The 24,861-nt window shown below is 60.7% G+C and carries 19 protein-coding genes and 2 riboswitches; of the genes, 14 read left to right on the forward strand and 5 right to left on the reverse strand.

What is annotated here, in order from left to right; translation table 11 throughout:
• Window positions 1-5 precede the first annotated feature (5 nt).
• Genes prsK through prsT (B058_RS0113775) form a run of 4 tightly spaced genes read left to right on the forward strand, consistent with a single transcriptional unit; the run spans window position 6 to window position 9,081 of the window.
• Complete coding sequence (gene prsK / locus B058_RS0113760; RefSeq protein WP_018509073.1) at window positions 6-2,090, forward strand: XrtA/PEP-CTERM system histidine kinase PrsK; 2,085 nt, start codon at window positions 6-8, stop codon at window positions 2,088-2,090.
• Window positions 2,087-3,439, forward strand: a complete 1,353-nt coding sequence (prsR, locus tag B058_RS0113765; RefSeq protein ID WP_018509074.1) for a PEP-CTERM-box response regulator transcription factor — start codon at window positions 2,087-2,089, stop codon at window positions 3,437-3,439. Before prsK ends, prsR begins: the two co-directional genes overlap by 4 nt.
• Before the next feature lie 46 nt (window positions 3,440-3,485).
• A complete protein-coding gene (gene prsT / locus B058_RS0113770) occupies window positions 3,486-6,266 on the forward strand; it encodes an XrtA/PEP-CTERM system TPR-repeat protein PrsT (RefSeq protein ID WP_026240936.1) in 2,781 nt (926 codons plus the stop codon).
• Window positions 6,267-6,273: 7 nt separating this feature from the next.
• The gene (prsT, locus tag B058_RS0113775) at window positions 6,274-9,081 is read left to right on the forward strand and encodes an XrtA/PEP-CTERM system TPR-repeat protein PrsT (RefSeq protein WP_018509076.1); all 2,808 of its coding nucleotides are present in this window, start codon (window positions 6,274-6,276) and stop codon (window positions 9,079-9,081) included.
• 457 nt (window positions 9,082-9,538) lie between these two features.
• Here prsT (B058_RS0113775) and pepA read toward each other — a convergent pair whose 3' ends face one another.
• The 5 genes from pepA to yihA all read right to left on the reverse strand — a co-directional run bounded on the left by pepA (window position 9,539) and on the right by yihA (window position 14,203).
• Window positions 9,539-10,366 carry a flocculation-associated PEP-CTERM protein PepA gene (gene pepA / locus B058_RS0113780; RefSeq protein ID WP_018509077.1) on the reverse strand — a complete coding sequence of 276 codons (828 nt, stop codon included), beginning with the start codon at window positions 10,364-10,366 and terminating at the stop codon, window positions 9,539-9,541.
• Between the two features lie 275 nt (window positions 10,367-10,641).
• Window positions 10,642-11,523, reverse strand: a complete 882-nt coding sequence (locus B058_RS0113785) for a ThiF family adenylyltransferase (protein WP_026240937.1) — start codon at window positions 11,521-11,523, stop codon at window positions 10,642-10,644.
• Entirely contained in the window at window positions 11,520-12,290 is a 771-nt protein-coding gene (locus B058_RS0113790) for an N-acyl amino acid synthase FeeM domain-containing protein (protein WP_245539315.1), read from the reverse strand. Before B058_RS0113790 ends, B058_RS0113785 begins: the two co-directional genes overlap by 4 nt.
• Window positions 12,291-12,373: 83 nt before the next feature.
• Complete coding sequence (hemB, locus tag B058_RS0113795; RefSeq protein ID WP_281166687.1) at window positions 12,374-13,378, reverse strand: porphobilinogen synthase; 1,005 nt, start codon at window positions 13,376-13,378, stop codon at window positions 12,374-12,376.
• 138 nt (window positions 13,379-13,516) lie between these two features.
• A complete protein-coding gene (yihA, locus tag B058_RS0113800) occupies window positions 13,517-14,203 on the reverse strand; it encodes a ribosome biogenesis GTP-binding protein YihA/YsxC (protein ID WP_018509081.1) in 687 nt (228 codons plus the stop codon).
• Between the two features lie 57 nt (window positions 14,204-14,260).
• On the opposite strand from yihA, the gene B058_RS0113805 reads away from it, so the two are divergent.
• The 10 genes from B058_RS0113805 to gcvT all read left to right on the forward strand — a co-directional run bounded on the left by B058_RS0113805 (window position 14,261) and on the right by gcvT (window position 24,805).
• Complete coding sequence (locus tag B058_RS0113805; RefSeq protein ID WP_018509082.1) at window positions 14,261-14,887, forward strand: c-type cytochrome; 627 nt, start codon at window positions 14,261-14,263, stop codon at window positions 14,885-14,887.
• A 141-nt stretch (window positions 14,888-15,028) separates the two neighbouring features.
• Complete coding sequence (locus B058_RS0113810) at window positions 15,029-17,041, forward strand: cytochrome c biogenesis protein ResB (protein ID WP_026240939.1); 2,013 nt, start codon at window positions 15,029-15,031, stop codon at window positions 17,039-17,041.
• A gap of 16 nt (window positions 17,042-17,057) precedes the next feature.
• Window positions 17,058-18,197 (forward strand): c-type cytochrome biogenesis protein CcsB, encoded by a 1,140-nt coding sequence (ccsB, locus tag B058_RS0113815; protein ID WP_018509084.1) that lies wholly within the window; start codon window positions 17,058-17,060, stop codon window positions 18,195-18,197.
• A gap of 113 nt (window positions 18,198-18,310) precedes the next feature.
• Window positions 18,311-18,838 carry a TlpA family protein disulfide reductase gene (locus B058_RS0113820; RefSeq protein ID WP_018509085.1) on the forward strand — a complete coding sequence of 176 codons (528 nt, stop codon included), beginning with the start codon at window positions 18,311-18,313 and terminating at the stop codon, window positions 18,836-18,838.
• Between the two features lie 58 nt (window positions 18,839-18,896).
• Window positions 18,897-19,427 (forward strand): type II 3-dehydroquinate dehydratase, encoded by a 531-nt coding sequence (gene aroQ, locus B058_RS17025; RefSeq protein WP_018509086.1) that lies wholly within the window; start codon window positions 18,897-18,899, stop codon window positions 19,425-19,427.
• Window positions 19,396-19,842, forward strand: a complete 447-nt coding sequence (gene accB, locus B058_RS0113830; RefSeq protein WP_018509087.1) for an acetyl-CoA carboxylase biotin carboxyl carrier protein — start codon at window positions 19,396-19,398, stop codon at window positions 19,840-19,842. The genes aroQ and accB overlap by 32 nt, the downstream gene beginning before the upstream one ends.
• A gap of 239 nt (window positions 19,843-20,081) precedes the next feature.
• Window positions 20,082-21,437, forward strand: a complete 1,356-nt coding sequence (gene accC, locus B058_RS0113835) for an acetyl-CoA carboxylase biotin carboxylase subunit (protein ID WP_018509088.1) — start codon at window positions 20,082-20,084, stop codon at window positions 21,435-21,437.
• Between the two features lie 83 nt (window positions 21,438-21,520).
• Complete coding sequence (gene prmA, locus B058_RS0113840; RefSeq protein ID WP_018509089.1) at window positions 21,521-22,411, forward strand: 50S ribosomal protein L11 methyltransferase; 891 nt, start codon at window positions 21,521-21,523, stop codon at window positions 22,409-22,411.
• Window positions 22,408-23,427 carry a zinc-ribbon and DUF3426 domain-containing protein gene (locus B058_RS0113845; protein WP_018509090.1) on the forward strand — a complete coding sequence of 340 codons (1,020 nt, stop codon included), beginning with the start codon at window positions 22,408-22,410 and terminating at the stop codon, window positions 23,425-23,427. The genes prmA and B058_RS0113845 overlap by 4 nt, the downstream gene beginning before the upstream one ends.
• A gap of 45 nt (window positions 23,428-23,472) precedes the next feature.
• Window positions 23,473-23,561: riboswitch (glycine riboswitch) on the forward strand.
• Window positions 23,562-23,688: riboswitch (glycine riboswitch) on the forward strand. It begins immediately after the preceding riboswitch.
• 37 nt (window positions 23,689-23,725) lie between these two features.
• Entirely contained in the window at window positions 23,726-24,805 is a 1,080-nt protein-coding gene (gene gcvT, locus B058_RS0113850; protein WP_018509091.1) for a glycine cleavage system aminomethyltransferase GcvT, read from the forward strand.
• Window positions 24,806-24,861: the final 56 nt, after the last annotated feature.

A 24,861-nucleotide genomic window follows, 5' to 3' on the forward strand; every position in this document is an offset into this window, starting at 1 on the left:
CGACCATGCCCGACACCCTGCTTCTCCTGGCCGCCGTCGGTTATGGGCTGGCAGCGCTCGCCTATCTCGGCCTGTCCGGCCTGATCGTCGCCAGCTGGCGCCGCCGCCCGCAAGGCCGCCAACTGGTGCTCGCAACCGGACTGAGTGCCATCTGGGGCGCATTCTCGGCACTCACGGCCTTAGGTGCCCTGCCCCCCCAGCTCGGCCTGGCGGCCGAAGTGGCGCGCAACGGCGCATGGCTGGCGCTCCTGCTGTATATCCTGCAACTGCGTCTGCCCTCCGACGCCGCCCTGCCTGCGCCGATCCGCCTCATCCGCATCTTGAGCGGGACACTCGTCGGGGTTCTGCTTCTCACCAGCCTCTACCCCTTCATTGCGCCGACCCAGCCGGTGCTGGCGCGCTGGGCGGGCAATCTCGGGCTGGTTCTGCTGACCGTCATGGGCCTGGTGCTCACCGAACAGGTATACCGCAGCACCCGCCCGGAAGACCGCTGGGCGATCAAGTTCCTCTGCCTGGGGCTGGGCGGGCTATTCGTTTACGATTTCTACCTCTACGCCAATGCCGCGTTGTTCAATGCCATGGACGCCCAAGTGTGGGCCGCACGAGGCTATGTGGCCGCCCTGGTGACGCCACTGATTGCGGTGTCCGCCGCCCGCAATCCGGAATGGGCTGCGCCGGTCGGCCTGTCACGCAGCATGGCGTTCCATACCGCCAGCCTGCTGGCCGCAGGCATCTACCTTCTGCTGATGGCCAGCGCAGGCTATTACCTGCGCCTGTTCGGCGGCGAATGGGGCGACGTGGTGCAAACCGTCTTCATCTTCGCCGCTGCCATGCTGCTGGTGCTGCTGATGTTTTCCGGCACCCTGCGCGCCCGCTTGCGCGTGTTCCTGTCCAAGCATTTCTTCAGTTACCGCTACGACTACCGCGAAGAGTGGCTCAACTTCACCCGTACTCTCACCGAAGGCCGGCCCGGCGAGCAGCTCTGCGAACGTGCGGTCGAGGCACTGGCGGGGCTGCTCGAAAGCCCAGGCGGGGCGCTCTGGATGCGCGAGGGCGACGCCGGTTATCAACGCGCCAGCCACTGGAACTGGGCCGATCTCCAGGGAACTGAGCCCGCCGATGCGCCGTTCATTCAATGGCTCTCCAGCAAACAATGGGTAGTGGATCTGGACGAAATGAAAGTACGCCGCGATCTGTACGGTGACCTGAGTACGCCGGCATGGCTCGAACACGCCGACAACGCCTGGCTGGTCGTGCCGCTGATGCTGCACGAGGAGCTGCTCGGATTTGTCGTCTTGAAACACTCATTGGGCAATGTCACGTTCAACTGGGAAGTCAGCGACCTGCTGAAGGTGGCGGCCCGTCAGGCGGCAGCGCATCTGGCCCAGATGCGGGCATCTAATCAGTTGATCGTGGCACGCCAGTTCGAATCGTTCAATCGCACCACGACTTTCGTCATCCACGACCTGAAGAATCTGATCGCCCAACTGTCCCTTCTGCTGGCCAATGCCGAGAAACACAAACACAAGCCTGAGTTCCAGGCCGACATGCTGGATACGGTGGCGAATGCGGTCACCCGCATGAACAAGGTGCTGGCGCAACTGCGCCGGAGCAGCGATGCGACCCAGGCGCAGTCAGTGGCGTTGTCCGACATCCTCAATGAAGCTGTTGCCAGCAAACAGGCATTCAAGCTGCGCCCCATCCTGGAATTACCGCCCGCGTCGTTGCGCGTGCGCGCCGAGCGCGACCGACTCACCCGCGCGATCGGCCACTTGTTGCAAAATGCACTTGAGGCCACGCCGCCGACCGGCCAGGTCACGCTGCGCGGTTTCGAGGAAGCCGGACGGGCAATCATTGAAATCGTCGACACAGGGTGCGGCATGGACGACGAATTCGTCCGCACCCGGCTGTTTCAGCCGTTCGACTCGACCAAGGGAGCCGGCATGGGTATCGGTGCCTACGAATGTCGTGAAACCTTGCGTGCCCTGGGCGGGAACATCGAGGTGGACAGCACGCCTGGCCTCGGCACCCATTTCCGTCTCAGCCTGCCGCTGGACAATCATTCACCTGCTGGAGGAGACGCCGCATGAGCGACGCCAAACAAAAGATACTGCTGGTCGAAGACGATCCCGGACTGCAAAAGCAGCTGAAGTGGAGCCTCGCCGATTACGAACTGGTCATGGCCGCCGACCGCGACGGCGCCATCGCCCAGTTGCGTCGCCACGAGCCCCCGGTCGTGCTGCTCGACCTCGGCCTGCCACCCGACGTCGACGGCGCCACCGAAGGCCTGGCGGCACTGCAGCAGATCCTCTCGCTCGCGCCGTCTACCAAGATCATCGTCGTCACCGGCAACCTCGATCGCAGCAATGCAGTGAAAGCAATCCATCTCGGTGCCTACGACTTTTTCCAGAAACCCTTCGACCCTGACGTGCTGGCCCTGATGATCGCCCGTGCCCTGCATGTCCATACACTGGAAATCGAGAACCGGATGCTCGCCGCCAAACAGCGCGGCTCTGCTCTGCAAGGGCTGATCACCAGCAGCGAGCCCATGCTGAAGATCTGCCGTACCGTGGAAAAAGTCGCGCCCGCCAACGCCACCGTATTGCTGCTGGGTGAATCCGGCACCGGCAAGGAGGTGCTGGCACGTGGCGTCCACGAACTGTCGCCTCGTGCGGGCAAGCGTTTCGTCGCCATCAACTGCGCGGCGATTCCAGACACCCTGCTGGAATCCGAATTATTCGGCTACGAGAAAGGCGCCTTCACCGGCGCGGCCAAGCAGACAATCGGCCGTATCGAATATGCCAACGAAGGCACGCTCTTCCTCGACGAAATCGGCGATCTACCGATGCCCCTGCAGGCCAAGCTGCTGCGCTTCCTGCAGGAACGCGTGATCGAACGCCTGGGTGGCCGCGGCGAAATCCCGGTCGACGTGCGCGTCGTCTGCGCCACTCACCGCGACCTCGCCGGGATGATTCGCGAAGGCAGTTTCCGCGAGGATCTGTACTACCGCCTGTCTGAAATCTCGGTGAAAATCCCGCCCTTGCGCGAGCGTCCCGGCGACGCCGTATTGCTGGCGCAAGCCTTCCTCGAACGCTATGCGCGCGAACAGGGTCGCAACATCCGCGGCTTCACGGCCGACGCGTTGGGAGCACTGGAAGCCCATGCCTGGCCCGGCAATGTGCGCGAGATGGAAAACCTGATCAAACGCGCCACCATCATGGCGGAAGGCAACCAGATCACCGCTGCCGACCTTGGGCTCGACACCGGCCACACCGAGCCTCCTCCTTTCAATCTGCGCCAGGCGCGCGAGAACGCGGAACGTCTCGCCGTCAGCCGCGCCTTGGCGCACAGCGACGGCAGCATCGCCCAGGCTGCCGAACTGCTCGGCATCACCCGTCCCACTCTGTATGACCTCATGGCAAAAATCGGCATGAAATAGCCTTCGCGTACCACGCCGCCTACCCGCACGAATACTGGAGATCTTCATGCCATCCCCCCTTCCCGCTCCCCGGCTACTGCCGGCCCTGTTGCTCGGCGCATGTCTGTTGACAGCCTGCGGCGGGGAAGACAGCGCCACCCTGGTTACCGAAGCCCGGACAAAACTCGCGACCGGCGATTACAAGGCTGCCATGATCCAGCTGAAGAATGCCGTGGTGAAAGACGAGAAAAACGCCGAGGCCCGCTTCGAACTGGGCAAGCTGTATTTCGCCCAACTCGACCTGGCCAGTGCGGAAAAGGAATTCCGTCGCGCACGCGAGGCCGGCTTCCCCGCCGACAAGGTCAATCCCATGATCGCCCGTAGCTTGCTGGGGCAACGCGAATTCCAGCGCGTGTTGGACGAATTGCCGGCTCCAACCGGCGGCGGGTCAGAAACCGCCACACTGCAAGCGCTGCGCGCCACTGCCGAACTCGGACTGGAACATCGGGAGGATGCGCGCAAAACCCTGCAACACGCACAGCAGATCGCACCCGCCAATGCCGAAGTGCAGCTGGCGTTGGCAAAGCTGGCCCTGACGGACGGCGATTCCACCAAGGCCATGCAAAACCTTGACCTCGCACTGCGCATCGATCCCAAACACCTGGACAGTCTGTTGCTGAAAGGCGATCTGCTGCGTGCCACGGGAAAGTCGGCTGAAGCCACAGCGATTTATCAGGAAACGCTGCAGGTCGACCCACGCGACACGAATGCCCGTCTGGCCCTGGCAGGTCTCGCCATCACCGAAAACAGGCTGGACGACGCACGCAAGGAAGTCGACGCGGCCCTTAAAGTGATGCCCAACAGCCTGCTGGCGCGTTATACCCAGGCACTGATCGACTTTCGCGAGAAAAAAACCGAGCGCGCGCGCGACCACCTGGCCGATGTGCTGAAGAGCGCACCGGAATTCGTGCCCGCGCTATTGCTGGGTGGCTCGATCGAATATACGCTCGGCAATCTGCAAACTGCCGAAACGTATCTCAACAAGGTCGTCAAGGCCGCGCCCGGCAACTTGTATGCGCTACGCTTGCTGGCCGCCTCGCAATTGCGTCTGGGACGCCCCAACGACGCAGCGAATACGCTGGCTCCGGCTCTCAGAGCGGCCAACCATGACGCCGGCGTCCTGATCGTCGCCGGTGAAGTCGCTCTGGCAAGAAAAGACTTTGCCCAAGCCTCGGCTTTTTTCGAGCAGGCCGCGCAGCGCAACCCAGACAGTGCCGCCATCCGGACCGAACTCGGCATCTCCCGATTGGCCCAGGGCGACAACCGCGCCATGGCCGACCTGCAAACTGCTTCCAATATGGAAGGCGCCAGCAGCAGGGCCGACACCTTCATCATTCTCAACCAGCTGGAACACAAGCAGTTCGACGCAGCGTTGACCAGCATTGCCGCGCTGGAAAAGAAACAGGGTGCGAACCCCCTGGTCTGGAATTACCGGGGTGCCGCCTATCTCGGCAAGCAGGATACAGTCCACGCACGCGACAGCTTCGAACACGCCCTCAAGCTCGACTCCAAATTCTTCCCCGCTGCGGCCAACCTGGCGCAGCTCGACCTGAAGGACAAGAAACCTGACGCTGCGCGCCAACGTTTCGAAGGCATACTCAAGGCCGATCCTCAACACCTCAATGCCATGCTCGCATTGGCGGATCTGGCCCTGCGTAACCAGGATGAAAAGACTTACATAAACTGGCTGGAGAAAGCCGCCGCAGCGCATCCGCAAGCATTGCAGCCACGCGTGACGCTGGCGAGGTACCTGCTCGCCAAAGGAAACAAGAACAAGGCGCTCGCCGTGGCCCGCGAAGCCGTCAATGCCCAACCCGACAATCCAGCGGCCCTCGATCTTCTCGGCACCACGCAACTCGCGCTTGGGGATACGACCAACGCACTGGGCAGTTTTCGCAAGCTCGCCGAGCGCTTGCCCAGACAGGCAGCTCCATTGATCAAGCTCGCCACCGCCCAGATCGTTGCAAAAGACCTCCCGGGTGCACGCAACACGTTGCTGGATGCATTACGCATCCAGCCCGACTTTCTCGATGCGCAGTTGATGCTGGGCGGCGTCGAAATTCAGAGCGCACGGTTTGATGATGCACTCAAACTCGCCAAGCAGGTGCAACAGCAAAAACCCGCTTCCCCCGCCGGCTTCACGCTCGAGGGCGACACCGCGTTTGCACGCAAGGACTACGCTGCCGCACTTGCCGCGTTCGAGCGTGCGCAAAAACTGGCGCCCTCCGGCGCGTTGTTGATACGTCAACTCCAGGTTTTCAATATCACCCAACGCGCCGAAGCCGGCGAGAAGCGTCTCGCCGACTGGCTGGCCGCCCACCCCCAGGATGCCAGCACGCGTGCCGCCCTGGCAGAAAACCTGCTCAAGCGAAAACAGTATGCAGCCGCAGTCGAGCAATATCTGATGCTGGACAAGAGCAACCCCGGCAACCTGCTCGTGCTGAACAATCTGGCCTGGGCGCTGTCGGAGCTGAACGACAAACGGGCTATGCTCTTTGCCGAACAGGCATTGAAGCTGAAACCCGACAATCCGGATGTGCTCGATACTTATGGATGGCTACAGGTTCGCATGGGCAATGCCGCCAAGGGCCTGGATACATTGAAGAACGCGCAATCCAAGGCGCCCGACGATGCGGATATCCAATGGCATCTGACCTATGCGCTCAACGCAAACGGAGACAAGGCCCGCGCCCGGCAGGAACTCAAGTCACTGCTCGATCGCCGTGTCGGCTTCCAGGGCGATACCGAGGCCCGTGCGCTCTACCAACAACTGACCGTCACCCCCTGAGGTTCTCATGCGCCCCCACTTCCCACGTATCGCCCCGCTCGTCCTTTCGCTCGCGCTGGTATTTTCCTCGGCGGCCTCACTGTCAGGCTGCGACCGCAGTGCCCATCTAAGCGTCGAGGAACACATCGAGCGTGCCAAGGATTTCCAAAGCAAAGGTGATACGCGGGCCAGCATCCTCGAACTGAAAAATGCGGTGCAGAAGGATCCCAACAACGCGCAGGCACGCTGGCTGCTGGGTAACGCCTACCTCGACCTGCGGCTGGGCGGCGAGGCGGAAACCCAGCTCGACAAGGCGGTAAAGCTCGGCATCAACCCGAAAAGCGCACGCATCCCGATCGCCAGGGCGCAGCTTTATCAGGGCAATTTCCAGCAGATCCTCGACACGCTGCCCGCGGTCGATACGGAGGAACCCGGCATCCTGGTTCAGATCCTGGATCTGCGCGGCAATGCCCTCCTGGGTCTCGGCAAGTATCCCGAAGGTTGCCAATTGTTCGACCGCGCGATCCAGTCGGACAAGTCCTTCGCACCCAGCTATCTAGGGCGTGCGCGCTGCGAATACAGTGCGGGCCGCACCGACGCAGCCGTAGCCAGCGCCAAGCAGGCCACCACCCTCGATCCAAGCCGCCTGGAATCCTGGTATCTGCTGGGCGATCTCTATCGCGCCATCAAACAGCCCGACGACGCGCTTGCCGCCTATGACCACGCGCTCACGATAAAGGCCCAGGATTTCGATGCCATTGCTTATAAAGCGATGACCTTGCTGTCCGTCAACCGGGTGAAGGAAGCCGAGGCCGAGATCAAGCGGCTCAGCAGTCTGCGCCCGCAGGCTGTACTGGCCAAATACCTGAAGGCCTATCTGTATTACCAGGAAAAGAAGAACAACGAAGCCATCAATCTGCTACAGGAAGTCCTCAAGGACAACCCTGACAACCCGCAGGCGAACCTGCTCTACGGCACGATCAACTACGCCCTCAAGAACGACGAGATCGCCCTTTCCAGCTTCAACAAGGTGCTCAGTACGACCGAGCTTCCCGAGGCGCGCCTGCTCTTGGCCGCCACCCAGTTGCGCATGGGCGCCAATGCCGATGTGATCAAGACCCTGGAACCGCTGCTCGCGCAGCGAAACAACGCCAAGGCTTACCTCCTTGCCGGCCAGGCGACACTCAATCTAGGGCAAACCGAGCGCGGTATGGCCTATCTGAGCCAGGCAAGCACCATAGACCCGAAAGATACGGTTATCCGCGGAACTCTGGCGCAAAACCAGTTGTTTACTGGCGATCAACAGGGCATTCAGGGACTTGAGTCCGTCATCACAGCCAACCCGGAAGATCCTCAGGCCTACCTACTGCTCGCAACCTCGGAAGTCGGCAAGGCCGACCTCAAGGGTGCACTCGACACCTTGCAGAAAATGGCTGCCGCCCAACCCACCAATCCGCTCCCTGATGTACTGGTGGGCCGTATTCACCTCATGCAGCGCAATCCGGCGGCCGCGCGCCAGGCTTTTGAACATAGCCTGACCCTGGACGCCGGCTTCTTGCCTGCGGCCAGCGCCTTGGCCAATCTGGATATCGAGGAAAAGAAACCCGCCCAGGCAAGCGAACGCTTCAAACGCATCCTGGCGAAATCGCCTGATAACCTTGGCGCACTCATGGGGCAGGCGCGTATTGCCTTGGCCTTGGGAAATCAGGCTGAATTCGTGACGTATCTCAAGAAAGCCATCCAGTCGCATCCGGATGCACTTGAACCCGTGAGCCAGCTGACCCTGCATTACCTGAACCAAACGCGCCAGCCCGAACTGGCCCTTGAGGTGGCGAAGAAAGCCGCCCAGGCCAACAACGGCAACCCGACGTTCCTCGACAACCTGGGTCAGGCTCAACTCGGCGCCGGACACAAGAAGGATGCAATCGACACCTATACCAATGTCACCAATCGGTCGCCCAATTCAGCCGTTGCCTGGTATCGCCTGGCTTGGGCGCAACGGGTTGCCGGCGACATGAATGCCGCCCTGAAATCGCTGCAGAAATCAATTCGTCTTGCGCCCAACTATCTTGATGCGCATATTGCGCTGGCCGGCCTGTATGCCGCACAGGGCCAGCAGGAGAACGCCCTCCAGGAAGCGCGCGCGATCCAGACGCTGAATCCTCAGGCTGCGACCGGATACAATCTGGAGGCCGAGCTTGCCGCACGTTTCAAGAAACCGGATGCGTCCTTGCAAGCCCTGGCACGCGCCTATCAAATCGCACCGTCTTCGGATACTGCGGCCACCTATCATCTGGCCTTGCTACGGGCAGGCAAGTCCAGCCAAGCCGAACAAGTTGCTCAGCAATGGCTCAAGCAACATACCAATGACAATGTTTTCCGCATGTATCTGGCGGGACTCTATCTACAAAAGCAACAAACCAGCCAAGCCATTGCCGAGTACCAGCAAATTGTTAAAGCCACGCCCAATCATGTGATGGCACTCAATAACCTGGCCGCCCTGCTCGAGGAACAGAACAATCCTGCAGCTTTCGGTTACGCGCAGCGCGCTTACGGTCTGCAGCCCGCCAATCCCATCGTGATGGACACATATGGCTGGAGCCTTTTGCAGCAAGGCAAAACCCAGGAGGCAACCCCCTTGTTGAAACAGGCTGCCCAAGCCATGCCGAAAACGCCATCTGTGCAATATCACTGGGCCGCAGCACTGGTCAAATCTGGACAGATCAGCGAAGCTCGAGCTCTGCTGCAGAAGCTTCTGACGTCATCCCAACGCTTTGACGAACGCGATAAGGCAAGCGCCCTCCTCAAAACCATTGAGGTTTCTGGCAACCGCTAAAGGTATCCATCCGCCAAGCAAACGCGATATAAGGGGCCGTCGTCTAGGCCCCTTTCTGATTGGAGGCACAAGGGTGTTACTGTTGCCTCCGCCAAGATGGCGACAGGATCATGTCTCTATTCGAGAAGGCGAGGCACCAACTCGGAATCCGTCTAGTAGAACCTGAACCTACCTCTTACCCGGGCGATTTCCCCATAGGTAGTAGGCACAACAAGCAGGAGCGGCCAGCCAGCCCAGGCTGCAAGCGCCCCTGCCGTTTTGCATTGAAGCAGGCCTAGGCGCCGGCGATTTTCTTGTGCCGCCTTCAGAAGACACCGAAGGGTAGTGGACAATTCGATAAGCACCACGACGGCGGAGCCAAGGCCAATCGGATCTTCAATCCCTCTTTTGTGGCAGCCGCCACAAAAAAAGCCCCAAGGCTCTGCCTTGGGGCTTTTCATGAACGCGTACAGCGAGATCAGGCTGCTTGCTTGCGGCGACGCAGGCTAACACCCAGTCCAACCAGGCCCAGACCCATCAGCGCGATGCTGGTCGGCTCAGGCACACCGAACACCACGTCCAGCGAACCGTTGATAGTCTGCGTACCAGCCACCACGAAGGAGTTCAACTGGCCGGATTCGAACGAAACGTTGTAGAAGGGCACCGGAGCGGTGAAATACTGCGAGCCGAGCGCCGTCAGCAGGAAGCTGGTCGTCGTGCCGAAGCTGCCGCAGTTAATGCCGCCTTGGCAGGTCTGCAAGGTAGGATCCAGCGTACCTTGGCCACCAAACAGGGCACCGGTTGCGATCAGGTAATCAGGATCGCCGGTATTTCCCGTCGTCCATGCGAGATTACCCGTGGCCGGTGCGGTAAAGGTCGTGTTGCTATTGGGATCGATCCAGACGTTCAGGCTGCCACCCGGGTTAAACGTGAAGGTGGTTACACCCGCGCCGCTGGTCGAGTACGAACCGGAGCCCTGCAAGAGGCCATATAGGCCGTACTGTTGCGGGAACAACGAGCCGAGTTGGTTGGAAACGGGGTCCGTTCCGTCATTCTTAACGTACTGGCCAGCCTGCCATTTGATGGAGGTGGCAAACGTGCCCGAAGTGGCGCTCAGCGGGTTGAACGTAACGACTTCCACATAGTTGCCGGTAATTTTGTCGGCCGTGAAAGTGTTCGCCGTGGCGCCGGGCACAGAACCTTCGGTCACCTGAAAATCGTTAAACACAGCAGCCATGGAACCGGCACTTGCGGTGGTCATGGCAGCAATCAAACCTGCTTGTACCAATTTCAAATTGAATTTCATTTCGCGCTCCTTGAGTTGACTTCTGATCTGGGCATTCGCCTTCCTTGCCTTGGCCAACATAAAGCACATGGCATGCCAGTTAAAAAATAAACATATATATCAATACATTATTGAAATGCATCTTGAGCGCAATAGGGTGGAATGTAAAAAAAACCGACATCTGCCAAGCTGGGCAACTGTCAAATTGTCGACACCTTTCTACTAAAGGGGATTTGAGTAGTTTGAAGTATGCCGGACACGTCTGTTCTTGCCCCGCCTTACGACGAGAATCCGGGTCAGGTATGGGCGCGCGACAGGCGCCAGTTGACGTACGCGATCGCTAGCCGCTGGAGCGGATGGGCATTGCCGCCTGGGCGCCAGACGTGCTTCAGCTTGCCGGTGTAGGCGTCGAACTGCATGCTGTGGGGCACAGCACGGATCTTCCCGCGGCCCAGCAGGATCTTCAGGGCCTCGGTACCGGCCATCCCTGCGCACAACTGGCATGCCAAGCCAGTCGACGGGACACGCTGGGCCTTGAAGTCGACGATTTCGGGATAAACCAGATAGCCGCGGTGGAGCAGGGCGGGGGCCAGTCCGACCAGGAAACGGGTCGGCCATTCGTCCTCGGGTGTGCCCTCCAGCCGAAAATAATCGTCGAAACTGGGGCCGTCCGGCAGGAAATTGAGCACGGCCGCGCCCATGCCAAGCGGAACGGCGAAGGTGATAGGGATGCCGCGGGCACGGCAGGCATCGTAGACCAGGCGGCGGGCCGGAAAAACAAAGTAATCCAGGCCATCCACGTACAGGTCGACGCCGTCCAGGAATGCGTCCACATTCTGCGGCTGCACCCCTTCGTCGAATACCTGGATATCCAGTTCGGGATTGATCTCGCGTGCCAGTCCAGCCATGACCCGCGCTTTGGGCTGACCCAGGCTGCCCAGGCTGGCCCCTGCCTGCCGGTTGAAATTCACCAGGGCAAAATCGTCGAGGTCGGCCACGTGGAATTTTCCAATACCCAGGCGGGCCAGCGTCAGCAGATGCACGCCGCCCGCCCCTCCCAGCCCGGCAATGGCAATTTTCTTGCCGCGCAGCAGGGTTTGCTCATGCGGCGTTAACCAGCCGATATTACGACTAAACGCTTCGTGGTAATCGAAGGAGGGCGCGCCAGTCGAGTTCAGGTTTCCTCCCGCAGCAAGCGCCCAAGGATGCCTTCCTGGTCATGTGCTGAGAAAAAATACGGATAGAGGCTACGATCCTTGGCGGCCTTGCCCTTGCCGCCAAGCGTCTCGATCTGTTTCCGCATGTAATCCAGTTCCAGATGCATCAGCAACACCGGGAAATTGACCCGATTGTTCATTTTTTCCTCGCCAATTTGCTTGAAGCCCAGCATCCTTTCGTAGAAAGCCTTGTGGCGGGGCACGATCTCGATGATGGCGTCGGTGCATTCGTGGATCACGCCATAGAGATACGCGATATGGATAAGGCTGGCGAGCAGTTGCTTGGAGCCGATATTCTCGTCGATGGCAAGCTTGCTGAGTTCGCCGACCCGTTTGCCCTGTGCGCGGAGCGCATCGATTTCCGGTTTATAGATTTCGTCGGCCAGCATGCCTTCTTCCGAGTCATAGCCGACCGTGACGGTTCCGACGATTTTTTCCTGGTGAAACGACAGAATCGTGATGCGATTGGGGTATTTTTTCAGTTGCGCCTTGGGGAAGCCGCGCCAGGCATAGCGCTTCTGCACCAGCATGCTGGCATGATTGAACACCTCGTCCTGCTGCGCAAAACGCAGCTTGAAGAGCTTTTCGCCCAGACGTTCTTCCTGGGTTTCCGGCTCGCCTTCTGACAACGGGCTCAGATCCTTGAGGCGGTAGGGCGACTCAAAGCTGATGATGGTTTTGTCAAAATCATCAGCGATGCTCCGGCCGCGCCCGATCAACTTACTCAAACTCAGCGTCACCTTGCGCTCCTGACATATTAGGGAGAAACCGCTCCCCACCTGCTTTCTATCGGCCCCTATGGCACGAAAGTTTAGGTTTCGGCACGCAACCAGCGGGCGGCGTCACGCGCAAAATACGTCAACACGCCATCCGCCCCAGCACGCTTGAAGGCCACCAAGGCCTCCAGCACGCAGGCCCGTTCATCCAGCCACCCATTTTGTACTGCTGCCTTCAACATAGCGTATTCGCCGCTGACCTGATAGGCATAGGTTGGCGCCCCGTACGCATCCTTGACCCGGCGAATGACGTCCAGATACGGCAACCCCGGCTTGACCATGATCATGTCGGCACCTTCCTGCAAATCCATGCCGACCTCCCACAACGCTTCATCGCTGTTGGCCGGATCCATCTGATACGTGGTTTTGTTGCCCTTTCCCAGATTCGCAGCCGATCCGACAGCATCGCGAAACGGTCCATAAAAGCTGGAAGCATATTTGGCAGCATAGGCCAGGATACGGGTATGGATATGCCCCGCCTCTTCGAGCGCGGCGCGGAGTGCCGCAACCCGCCCATCCATCATGTCGGAGGGAGCCACTACGTCAGCGCCCGCCTGGGCATGGGTCACAGCCTGTCGTGCCAGTACGGCCACTGTTTCATCGTTCATGACATAGCCACTGTCATCGAGCAGCCCATCCTGGCCATGGCTGGTATATGGGTCGAGCGCAATATCAGTGATGATGCCCAATTCGGGGAAGCGGTTTTTCAGGGCAACCACAGTCCGCGGCACCAAGCCCTCGGGATTAAACGCTTCTTCCGCCCCCAAGGTCTTCAAGCCGGCATCGATCACCGGAAACAGCGCCAGAGCGGGAATTCCCAATTTCAGGCAGTCCTCGGCTACCGGCATCAATAAATCGAGCGACAGTCGCTCGACACCCGGCATTGAACTCACTGGCTCGCGCTTGTTCTGACCCTCCAGAACAAATACTGGATAGATAAAATCGTTAGGCGTAAGTGTGTGCTCACGCATCAGGCGCCGGGAAAAGTCGTCGCGTCGCATGCGCCGCATCCGGCGAGCTGGGAATTGGCCAAATGGCAGATTCACAAAGATCTCCAAAAAATTTTGTGGGTAGCTGGAACTATTTCAGCCCAAGGTTGCTCTATGAAACAGACGGTCTCGTATCGTCTCCCGCTTCTCCTCCCTGAGCGGGATGCCTTAATCCCCTTAAGGCATTTTTTAGCCCCGATCCCTCCCTTGATCGGGGCTTTTTTGTGGGGCGTCGTCGGACAATGGGTTGGGGGCGGTCGTACCCGGGTGTACCGGTTGCGCATGGCCCAGCCAGTCTTCGATCAAGGCCGCGGCTTCTTCGGCCCCCAAACGGGAGAGACTTGAGAACAGCTGCACAGTGACGCGCGCCTGCGGCATGAGTTCCTGCTTGACACGGCGCAGCGTCAACGCCTTCTCGCTGTTCGAAAGTTTGTCGGCCTTCGACAGCAATATATGTACAGGCTTGCCCGTAGGCGTAAACCAGTCGAGCATCTGCCGGTCCAGCGGCGTAAGCGGGTGGCGCGCGTCCATGATCAACACCATGCCGACCAGTGCCTCGCGCTCCTGCAGATAACGTGATAGCAGGCCTTCCCATTTTGCTTTCACTTCCGGCGGCACTTTCGCATAGCCGTAGCCGGGCAGATCGACCAGATAGGTGTCGGCATCCAATTCGAAAAAATTGATAAGCTGCGTCCGTCCTGGCGTTTTGGACGTGAACGCCAGACGGTTTTTACGCGTTAACAGATTGATCGCACTGGACTTTCCGGCATTCGACCGCCCGGCAAACGCAATCTCGGCGCGACTGTAGGGCAAATCGCGCAGCTGGGCGACCGAGGTATGGAATTGAGCGCGATTGAGCACGGGCTTGGCAGTCATATTAGTTGCCGCTAAACTACCCGTTTTCCCAAGTTTTGCAAGCTTCAGGAGCTTTTGATGAAACTCGTCGTCTCACTGGTTGCCGCACTGGCCGCCACCTCCGCTTTTGCCAACGAACCTGCTGCGGGCCCGGCCAGCAAAGGCGATCCCAAGGCGGCTGAAAGCATCGTCAATCAAGTCTGCGCAGGCTGCCACGCGGCGGACGGCAACAGCACCGTCGCGGCCAATCCCAGGCTGGCCGGCCTGAATGCGGAATACATCGACAAGCAACTCACCAACTTCAAGTCGGGTGAGCGCAAGAATGCGGTGATGGGCGGTATCGTCGCCAGTCTCAGCCCGCAGGACATGCTGAACCTGGCCGCCTACTTCAGCGCCCAGCAGCCCAAGCCGGGTACGTCCAAGGATCAGGAACTGGCGCTGCTCGGCCAGAAGATCTTCCGTGGCGGCGTACAGGGCGCTGGCGTGCCGGCGTGCGCATCCTGCCACGGCCCGCAGGGCAAAGGCGTCCCCGTCCAGTTTCCGCGTCTGGCTGGACAGCACAGCGAATACATTTACGCACAACTGAACAATTTCCGCCTTGAGACGCGCGCCAACGACGGTGCCAAGATGATGCGCACCATCGCGGCGAAGATGACGGATGCTGACATGAAGGCCGTGGCCGCTTATATTCAGGGCTTGCGTTAGAGCGTGGTTGTTGCCGGTTTACCGGCTTTACAAGCACGGCCTACCCCTTGCGGGTAAACTTATCCGACTTATTTGAGTCGATGAAAGGGTGACGCAGGTCACCCTTTTTTTTCTGGTGCCCTAGAGGGTATTGCCGCCCCCATGAATTCCACGTCCCCGTCCTTCGGAAAATCCGTGTTCGAGTTGTTGAGCTCGATGCGTTTCGCGATCAGCCTGCTGTCCATCTTGGCTGTCGCCTCTATTATCGGGACCGTACTGAAGCAGGCCGAGCCCTACAACAACTACATCATCCAGTTCGGGCCGTTCTGGTTCGAGGCCTATGAAAAACTGGGGTTGTACGATGTCTATCACGCAGCCTGGTTTCTGGTCATCCTGACTTTTCTGGTCGTCTCCACCACTGTCTGTATTTACCGTAATGCACCGAATTTCGCACGCGAGATGAAAAGCTTTCGCGAACACGTCAGCGAACAATCGCTGAATGCATTCAAGCACAAGCACGAGGCTGTCACGACGCAAGCGCCCGAAGCCCTCGCCGCCAGCGTGCAGCGCTACCTCGAAGGCCAGGGTTACAAGGTGAAGAACCTGCCGCGCGAGGAAGGCGTATTACTCGCCGCCAAAGCCGGCAGCTGGAACCGCCTCGGCTATTTTCTGGCGCACTCAGCCATCGTGATGATCTGCATCGGCGGCCTGATAGACGGCAACCTGGTATTCAAGGTGCAGCAATTGCTGGGTTACAAGAAAATCGAGACCCGCGATATTCCCCAGAGCCAGGTACCGGCGATTTCGCGTCTGTCGCCGTCCAATCCGTCGTTTCGCGGGAGCGTGCAGATTCCGGAGGGTTCCAGTGCCGACGTGGTGTTCCTGAATGTGGCTGACGGCTATCTGGTGCAGGATCTGCCTTTCACCGTGGCACTCAAGCAATTCCGCATCGAACATTACACGACGGGGCAACCCAAGAATTTCGAGAGCGATCTCGAAATATTCGACCGATCCGGAAAGAAAATCCGCGATGCGACGATCGCCGTCAACCATCCGCTGATCCAGGACGGCATCGCGATCTACCAGGCCAGCTTTGCCGATGGCGGCACGCGTCTGAGCCTCCGCGGCTGGAACCTGTTTGCGCCTGCAGCCTCGCCCTTCCCCATCGACGGCACCGTACACCAGAATGCCACGCTGACCAGCGAGGCCGGCGACTATACGCTGGAGTTCACCGATTTCCGGCCTTTCAATATCGAGAACATGGGCGGCGACGCCGCTGAGACCGGCAGCACCATGAGCGTGCTGGGCGGCAGCCCGATCAGCGACAAGAAGCATCTGCGCAACGTCGGCCCCAGCTTCCAATACAAGCTGCGCGATTCGCGCGGGCAGGCGCATGAGTTCAGCAATTACATGCTGCCGCTGGAACTCGATGGCCGCTGGTACATGATGTCGGGCGTGCGCGACGCACCGAACGAGGCCTTCCGCTACATGCGCATGCCCCTCGACGCGGACGGCAACATCGAGACGTTCATGCGGCTGCGCGGCGCCCTGCTGAATCCAGCATGGCGGCAAGAAATCGCGGCCAATTTTGCCCATCAGGCCCTGCCGCAAAATGCATCGGACCCGCAAATCGAGAGCAAGCTGACCAATAGCGCCGCACAGGTGCTGGCCTTGTTTGCCAAAGGCGGGTTTCAGACCCTGGGCCAGTTCATCGAAGAAAAAGTACCCACCGCCGAGCGCGAAAAAGCGGCGGGGACTTATCTGCGTATTCTTGAACTTTCGGCATACGAGGCACTGAGAATCGCCAATCGCCAGGCCCATCTGCCCGAACCCAAGCCCGATGACGCTACCGGCTGGCTGGTACGCGACACCCTCAATAGTGTCAGCGACATGTTCGTCTACGGCGCGCCGATCTACCTGCAGTTGATGCATTATGACGAGGTCAAGGCGAGCGGCCTGCAGCTTACCCGGTCACCCGGGAAGAACGTGGTCTATTTAGGTTCGTTTTTGCTGACACTCGGCGTATTCTTCATGCTCTTTGTACGCGAACGGCGGGTCTGGCTGCGCATCAAACCTGGCCACGCCCTGCTCGCCATGTCGTCGGCCAAACACACGATAGACTTCGAAAAAGAGTTTACCCAACACGCGCAGGCGCTCGACACGCTTGCCAAGTAATCCGGAGGTCACAATCATGGAACTCGCCCTGCATCAACCCGCCCCGCTCCTGAAGCGCCTGTCGTGGTTCGACTGGCTATTCGCCGTCATCATCGCGTCGAGCGGCCTGTTCGCGCTCTCACGTTTCGGCGAATTCATGGATCCGTACGAAAAGGGCATCCTGCTGGCAGCCATTCCGGCGCTGGCGGTGTTCGGCTGGTTCTGGAAATCGTTCCGTCCGCTCTTCATCATCGTCGGCGCGGTCAGCCTGTTCGCCATCAGCCAGTACCACGACAACCTGGCGCGCATGGATGAAGCCTTCTTCCTCAAGTACCTGATTTCCAGCCAGGCGGCCATCATGTGGATGTGCGCCCTGTTCGGGCTCGCCACCCTGACCTATTGGATAGGTCTGCTGGCGCGTTCCGAGTTCACTATGAAAACGGCTACGGCGATGACGTGGTCTGCCGTCGCACTGGGCTTCATCGGCCTGATGGTGCGCTGGTATGAGTCCTATCTGATCGGCACCGACGTCGGTCACATCCCGGTCTCCAACCTATACGAAGTGTTCGTGCTGTTCTGCCTGATCACCGCGATGCTGTACCTGTATTACGAAGCACGTTACCAGACGCGACAGATGGGTGCCTTCGTGCTGCTGGTGATCTCGGCAGCGGTGGGCTTCATCCTGTGGTACGCCCTGGATCGCGGTGCGCATGAGATCCAGCCGCTGGTCCCGGCGCTCAAATCGTGGTGGATGAAGCTGCACGTCCCGGCCAACTTCATCGGATACGGCTCGTTCTCGATTTCCGCCATGCTGGGCGCCGCCTACCTGCTGGCGCAGCGCGGCATTCTCGCCAGCCGCCTGCCCAAGCTGGAAGTGATCGACGACGTCATGTACAAGTCCATCGCGATCGGTTTCGCCTTCTTCACGATCGCCACCATTCTCGGTGCAATGTGGGCGGCCGAGGCCTGGGGCGGCTATTGGTCGTGGGACCCGAAAGAGACCTGGGCGCTGATCGTGTGGCTCAATTACGCCGCCTGGCTGCATATTCGCCTGGTCAAGGGATTGCGCGGACCGATGCTCGCATGGTGGGCGCTGGGCGGCCTGCTCGTCACAACATTCGCCTTCCTCGGCGTGAACATGTTCCTGTCGGGCCTGCATTCCTACGGCACGCTGTAAACAGCCGGCCTGATGGCCGTGTCTCCCTGCGTCCCCCGGCAGGCCTGGCTGTTTGAATGCCCGGCTCCCATCCCATTTTCGGGGTGGGAAACTTAACGGTGCACCATCACCTTATGCAAAAAAAACTGCTGTATGGCCTTCCCCTGGTCCTGGCTGCGCTGGCGGCGGGAATCTGGCTGGCGCAGGCACGCTATGCGCCCACAACGCCCACTGCGTCCGCGGTCTCCGGGCTGTGGCAGCTCGGTTTTCCGGATGCACAAGGACACCCGCAGCCGCTGTCGCAATGGCGCGGACGAGTCGTCGTCCTGAATTTCTGGGCCAGCTGGTGTGCGCCGTGTCGCGAGGAAATACCGGATTTTGTTTCCCTACGTACTCAATATCGGCCCAAAGGCGTGGAATTTGTCGGTATCGCCATCGATAATTCGGCCAACGTCACGCAATTCCTGCAACGCGTATCGGTCAATTATCCAATCCTAATCGGCGAGGGCGCTGCGCACAATCTGGCCCGGCAACTCGGCAACCCGAGCGGTGCATTGCCGTACACGATCGTGCTTGATCGCGACGGTCACATCGCATTGAGCCACCTGGGCCGGCTGCCGCGCGCAACGCTCGAGCAAGCCCTGGGAAAAATCGGCTCATAGTTGCGATTTAGCGTCAATATCTGGACAATTTACCCTCATTTACGGCAAACTCGCCGCCATGACGACCAAACGAACCAGCCGCACGTCGGCCAAATCGGTCCCCAGTCTGCGCCCACATGTCCTGGTGTTGCATGGCCCCAATCTCAATTTGCTGGGCAGCCGCGAACCCAAACATTACGGCCTCGCCACGCTCGACGACATCAATCGTGCGCTGGTCAATCTGGGAGAAGCCTCCGGGGCGCACGTCGAAACCTTTCAGCACAACCATGAAGGCACTCTGATCGACCGGCTGCATGAGGCCGCCCGTGACCAGGTGGATTTCATCGTCATCAACCCGGCGGCCTACACCCACACCAGCGTCGCGCTGCGCGACGCGCTGGCGGCGACCGCCATTCCGTTTGTCGAAGTTCATCTTTCCAATATTCACGCGCGCGAATCCTTCCGCCACCACTCGTATTTCTCCGACCTCGCCGTTGGCGTGGTGTCCGGTCTGGGCGCGCACGGCTACGAACTGGCGCTGGAATACGCGCTGCGTCACCTCCAAAACAGGACCCCCCATGGATCTCAGAAAACTGAAAAAGCTCATTGACCTGGTCGAAGCCTCGGGCATTGCCGAGCTGGAAATCACCGAAGGCGAAGAAAAAGTCCGCATCGCCAAAAGCATCGCTGGCGCGCCGATGATGATGGCGCACGCCCCGCAAATGATGCAGACGGCGGCTCCGGTCGCGGCACTCCCGGTCGCGGCCCCGGTGGAAGATGCTGTCCCCGAGGGACATGTCGTGCGTTCGCCCATGGTCGGCACCTTCTATCGCGCTCCGGCGCCCGGTTCCAAAAACTTTGCCGAGGTCGGCCAGAACGTGAATGCCGGCGATACGCTATGCATCATCGAGGCGATGAAGCTGCTGAACGAAATCGAAGCAGACCAAGGCGGCGTCATCAAGGCCATCCTGGTCGAAAATGGTCAGCCGGTGGAATACGGCGAACCCTTGTTTGTGATTGCTTGAGGAAAGGATTCAGGGACCAAGGATCCGGATTCAGCGAACGAGCGGCTTTGCCGCGCCTTTGAACTCGGCGCGCAGCACCTTCCCTGACCCCGGTCCCCTGGCCTCTAGCCCCTAAACCATGTTTGAGAAAATCCTCATCGCCAACCGCGGAGACCGGCTGCCGTCAGGCAGCGCAGCGGCGAAGCCAAAACGCGCAACGGCCGTAGGCCGTCAGGGCGATTTCGCCGCGGAGAACCAAAATGTTTGAAAAGATTCTGATCGCAAACCGCGGCGAAATTGCGCTGCGCATCCAGCGCGCCTGCCGCGAAATGGGCATCAAGACGGTCGCCGTGTATTCCGAGGCCGACCGCGACGCCAAGTATGTAAAGCTGGCCGACGAATCGGTATGCATCGGCCCGGCGCCGTCGGCGCAGAGCTATCTGCACGTGCCGTCGATCATCGCCGCCGCCGAAGTCACCGACGCCGCCGCCATCCATCCCGGCTACGGCTTCCTGTCGGAAAACGCCGACTTCGCCGAGCGCGTGGAGTCGTCCGGCTTCACCTTCATCGGTCCGCGTCCCGACAATATCCGCCTGATGGGCGACAAGGTCGCCGCCAAACAGGCAATGCTCGAGGCCAAGGTGCCCTGCGTGCCCGGCTCCGACGGCGCCCTGCCGGACGATCCCGACGAAATCGTACGGATCGGCGCCCGCATCGGCTACCCGGTCATCATCAAGGCCGCCGGCGGCGGCGGCGGCCGCGGCATGCGCGTCGTGCATACCGAAGCTGCGCTGCTGAATGCGGTGACCATGACCAAGACCGAAGCGGGCGCCGCCTTTGGCAACCCCATGGTCTACATGGAAAAATACCTGCAGACGCCACGCCACATCGAGATCCAGATCCTCGCCGACGAACATGGCAACGCCGTCCACCTCGGGGAACGCGACTGCTCAATGCAGCGCCGCCACCAGAAGGTACTGGAAGAGGCGCCGGCCCCCGGACTCGATCCCAAGCTCAGGGACAAGATCGGCGAACGCTGTGCCGAAGCCTGCCGCAAGATCGGCTATCGCGGCGCCGGCACCTTCGAGTTCCTCTACGAGAACGGCGAGTTCTACTTCATCGAAATGAACACCCGGGTGCAGGTTGAACATCCGGTGACCGAACTCATCACCGGCATCGATATCGTGCAGACGCAGATCCGCGTCGCTGCCGGCGAGAAACTGCCGTGGAAGCAGAAGGACATCCAGTTCAAGGGCCACGCCGTCGAGTGCCGCATCAACGCCGAGCATCCGACGACCTTCGTCCCCAGCCCCGGCAAGCTGACCAACTACCACGCGCCCGGCGGCCCCGGCATCCGCGTCGACTCGCATGTGTACCACGGCTACTACGTGCCGCCGCATTACGACTCGATGATCGGCAAGCTGATCGCCTACGGCGATACCCGCGACCAGGCCATCGCCCGCATGCGCGGTGCGCTGATGGAAATGGTGGTCGAGGGTATCCACAGCAATATCCCGCTGCACCAGGAACTGATGAACGATGCCGCATTCATCGCCGGCGGCACCAGCATTCATTATCTGGAGCACAAACTGGCGGCGGAGAAGGCTGACAGGTAAGCGGCGAGCGGTGAGCAGCAAGCGGAAAAAACCCTCCCTGTCGCCCTTTACCGCTTACTGCTCACCGCTAACCACTTGTTACCATGCCCTGGCAATCCGTTCGCATCCTCGTCGAATCCAAACAGGCCGAGCCGTTGTCCGACGCGCTGATGGATGTGGGTGCGCTGTCGGTGTCACTGGAAGACGCTGACGCCGGCACAGTGGACGAAACCCCGCTGTTCGGCGAACCGGATCATCCGACTGCCGAATTGTGGCCGCACAGCATCGCGGTGGTGCTGCTGGACGAAAACGCCGACGTGGCGGAAACGCTGGCCGCCGCGGCAAAGCAGGCAGGCATTTCCGTTCCGACCGACTATACGATCGACATCGTGGCCGAGCAGGACTGGGTACGCCTCACGCAATCGCAGTTCGATCCCATCCCGATCTCGCCACGCTTATGGATCGTGCCGACCTGGCACGACGCGCCCGACAGCCGCGCGATCAACCTCAAGCTCGATCCCGGCCTGGCATTCGGTACCGGCAGCCATCCCACCACGCGCCTGTGCCTGCGCTGGCTTGACACGCAACTCGCTGGTAGCGAAACGCTGCTGGACTATGGGTGCGGCTCCGGCATTCTCGCCATCGCGGCGGTCAAGCTGGGCGCCGCGCGCGTCGACGGCGTCGACATCGATAGCCAGGCCGTCGCCGCGTCGCGCGACAACGCTACGCTAAACGAAGTTTCCGCCCATTTCTGCCTACCTGGCGAACTCGCGCCGGGCCAGTACGACGTCGTCGTCGCCAACATCCTCACCAATCCCCTCAAGGGCATGGCGCCGCTGCTGGCCGGCCGGGTGCGCGCCGGCGGGCGGCTGGTGCTGTCCGGCATCCTGGCCGAACAGGCAGACGAGGTCATGGCGGTCTATCGTGATTGGTTTGACTTCGACCCGCCCACAATCGACGAGGGCTGGGTGCGTCTGGCTGGCATCAAGCGGTGAATTACCGCACCACCTGCCCGCACTGCGCCAGCGTATTCCGTCTCGGCGCCGACCAGCTCGACGCCGCGCAGGGCTGGGTGCAGTGCAGCGTGTGCGGCACGGCCTTCGATGCGCGCCTGAGCCTGCTCATGGAAGACGGCTCGCCGCTGCCCCAGCCCGCGCCCGAACTGGTCGAACCGCCTGCGCAGCCTGAAACCCGCCCGCCCGCCGAACAAGAAGCCTCGTCGGCCGTCATCCCGGACACGGCCGACGAGGCGCAACCCGTCGCACCGTCGCCAGAAGAGGATATCGCCGCAGCCGATATCCCGCGCGGGATCGTCCAGCGCGAGACATCGTTCGAGCTGGATTCGATCATCCTGATCGACCCGGACATTCCGGTTCCGGACGACCCCGGCCCACTGCCGCAGATTCACACCGCCCCCAGTTATCCGCCCGAACCCGCCACGCCCCTGCGCCGGCCCACCGCTGCCGAAGCCCCCCCCGCCGCACGCATCGAATATGCCTCCCCGATGCCCGGCAAGGCACGCATACCGTCCTCCCCCCGCCGCACCAGCCCCTGGGTGTGGGGAACGGCCAGTCTGTTGCTGTTTGTCGTGCTGCTGGCACAAACCGCTTATTTTCTGCGCGACACCCTGGTGAGCCGGCTGCCGCAAACCCGACCCGCATTCGAACAAGCCTGCGCAGCGCTCGGCTGCACGCTTTCGCTTCCCAAAAACGTGGCACTGTTGCAGATCGTCGGCTCCGACCTGCAAACCGAGGCCAGCGGGCGCCTCAAACTCACGCTCACCCTGGGCAACCGCGCCAATCATGTCCAGGCCTGGCCGGTACTCGTGCTGACCCTGACCGACCAGCACAACCGTCCACTGGCGCGCCGCAGCTTCGCCCCCAGTGAGTACCTCGGCGACACGCAGCGCATCGCCGCCGGCATCCCCGCACGCAGCGAACAGCCCTTGAGCCTGCCACTGACCGTGCACGACCTGACACCAATGGGCTTCAACCTGCAACTGACATATTGAATAGCGTCAAGCTAGCCGGCCCAGCGCTTCTTCGGTATAGTGCGCTCTCCCGTTGCGGGAGAGCGCACGAATAGCGTGCCGCCGAAGGCGTAACCCACCCGGAATCGCTCAGGCAGAAGGACCGCAACAACCGGAACACTCTGGAGAGCGCAGTCGCGGACTGGATCAGATCCGCGCAACTGCCACCGAAGGGGCAGCAGCCCGCTGGTTCATAGGATCAGCCGCTGTAATCTCTCAGGTACCAAGGACAGAGGGGTGGAGCGCATCCTCGCTTCACCTTTTTTATTTTTGGTGCCCCATGCTCAAACACACCCCGCTCAACGCCACCCACCGTGAACTCGGCGCCAAAATGGTCGATTTCGGCGGCTGGGACATGCCGGTCAACTACGGCTCACAGATCGAGGAACACCACACCGTGCGTTCCGGCTGCGGCCTGTTCGACGTGTCCCACATGCTGCCGCTCGACATCAAGGGCGCCAACGTGCGCGCCTTCCTGCGGCGGCTGGTAGCCAACAACGTCGACAAATTGCAGGTCTCGGGCAAGGCGCTGTATTCCTGCATGCTGAACGAGGCCGGCGGCGTCATCGACGACCTCATCATCTATTTCATGGACGAGTCCTGGTTCCGCCTGGTGGTCAACGCCGGTACCGCAGAGAAGGATCTGGCCTGGATGGAAAGGATGAACACCGACTGGGGCATGGGCCTCACACTGACGCCGCGCCGCGACCTCGCCATGATCGCGATCCAGGGGCCCGACGCCACGCGCGTCCTCAATGAAGCCCTGCCCGGCGTCGACCAGATCACTGCCAGCCTCAAGCCCTTCAACGCCGCCGCCATGGGCGAGATGTTCATCGCCCGCACCGGCTATACCGGCGAGGACGGCTTCGAGGTAATGGTGCTGGCGAAATCGGCGCCTTTCTTCTGGAAGGCGCTGATGGAAGCCGGCGGCAAGCCGATCGGCCTTGGCGCGCGCGACACCCTGCGTCTGGAAGCGGGGATGAATCTCTATGGCCAGGACATGGATGAAACCACCAGCCCGCTGGAATCCGGCCTCGCATGGACAGTGGATCTGAAGACCGCGCGCGACTTCATCGGTCGCAAGGCCCTGGAAGCCAGCGAGGTGACAAAGCAGCTCGCCGGCCTGCTTCTGCTCGACAAGGGTGTATTGCGCGGCCACCAGAAAGTCCACACCAAAAACGGCGACGGCGAAATCACCTCCGGCACGTTTTCGCCTACGATGCAGCAATCGATCGCGCTCGCCCGCATCCCGCTCGGGATCGCCCCGGGCGAGGAAGTCGAAGTCGAGATCCGCGACAAGAAACTGAAAGCCAAAGTGGTGAAATATCCGTTCGTGCGCAACGGCAAAGTTTTGATTTGAATTTCGTCCACGAAGAACCCGAAGGCTGCAAAGCATGTCTTCATGTCCTGCGTGGA

It is taken from the genome of Thiobacillus thioparus DSM 505, from assembly GCF_000373385.1.
In the GTDB taxonomy this organism is placed as follows: domain Bacteria; phylum Pseudomonadota; class Gammaproteobacteria; order Burkholderiales; family Thiobacillaceae; genus Thiobacillus; species Thiobacillus thioparus.

Coding starts and splice junctions, on each gene's coding strand:
- B058_RS0113810 (WP_026240939.1), top strand. CDS start 15,029: ATGAATTCCACGTCCCCGTCCTTCGGAAAATCCGTGTTCGAGTTGTTG.
- accC (WP_018509088.1), top strand. CDS start 20,082: ATGTTTGAAAAGATTCTGATCGCAAACCGCGGCGAAATTGCGCTGCGC.
- gcvT (WP_018509091.1), top strand. CDS start 23,726: ATGCTCAAACACACCCCGCTCAACGCCACCCACCGTGAACTCGGCGCC.
- B058_RS0113820 (WP_018509085.1), top strand. CDS start 18,311: ATGCAAAAAAAACTGCTGTATGGCCTTCCCCTGGTCCTGGCTGCGCTG.
- aroQ (WP_018509086.1), top strand. CDS start 18,897: ATGACGACCAAACGAACCAGCCGCACGTCGGCCAAATCGGTCCCCAGT.
- yihA (WP_018509081.1), bottom strand. CDS start 14,203: ATGACTGCCAAGCCCGTGCTCAATCGCGCTCAATTCCATACCTCGGTC.
- prsK (WP_018509073.1), top strand. CDS start 6: ATGCCCGACACCCTGCTTCTCCTGGCCGCCGTCGGTTATGGGCTGGCA.
- prsT (WP_018509076.1), top strand. CDS start 6,274: ATGCGCCCCCACTTCCCACGTATCGCCCCGCTCGTCCTTTCGCTCGCG.
- B058_RS0113805 (WP_018509082.1), top strand. CDS start 14,261: ATGAAACTCGTCGTCTCACTGGTTGCCGCACTGGCCGCCACCTCCGCT.
- prsT (WP_026240936.1), top strand. CDS start 3,486: ATGCCATCCCCCCTTCCCGCTCCCCGGCTACTGCCGGCCCTGTTGCTC.
- prmA (WP_018509089.1), top strand. CDS start 21,521: ATGCCCTGGCAATCCGTTCGCATCCTCGTCGAATCCAAACAGGCCGAG.
- ccsB (WP_018509084.1), top strand. CDS start 17,058: ATGGAACTCGCCCTGCATCAACCCGCCCCGCTCCTGAAGCGCCTGTCG.
- prsR (WP_018509074.1), top strand. CDS start 2,087: ATGAGCGACGCCAAACAAAAGATACTGCTGGTCGAAGACGATCCCGGA.
- pepA (WP_018509077.1), bottom strand. CDS start 10,366: ATGAAATTCAATTTGAAATTGGTACAAGCAGGTTTGATTGCTGCCATG.
- accB (WP_018509087.1), top strand. CDS start 19,396: ATGGATCTCAGAAAACTGAAAAAGCTCATTGACCTGGTCGAAGCCTCG.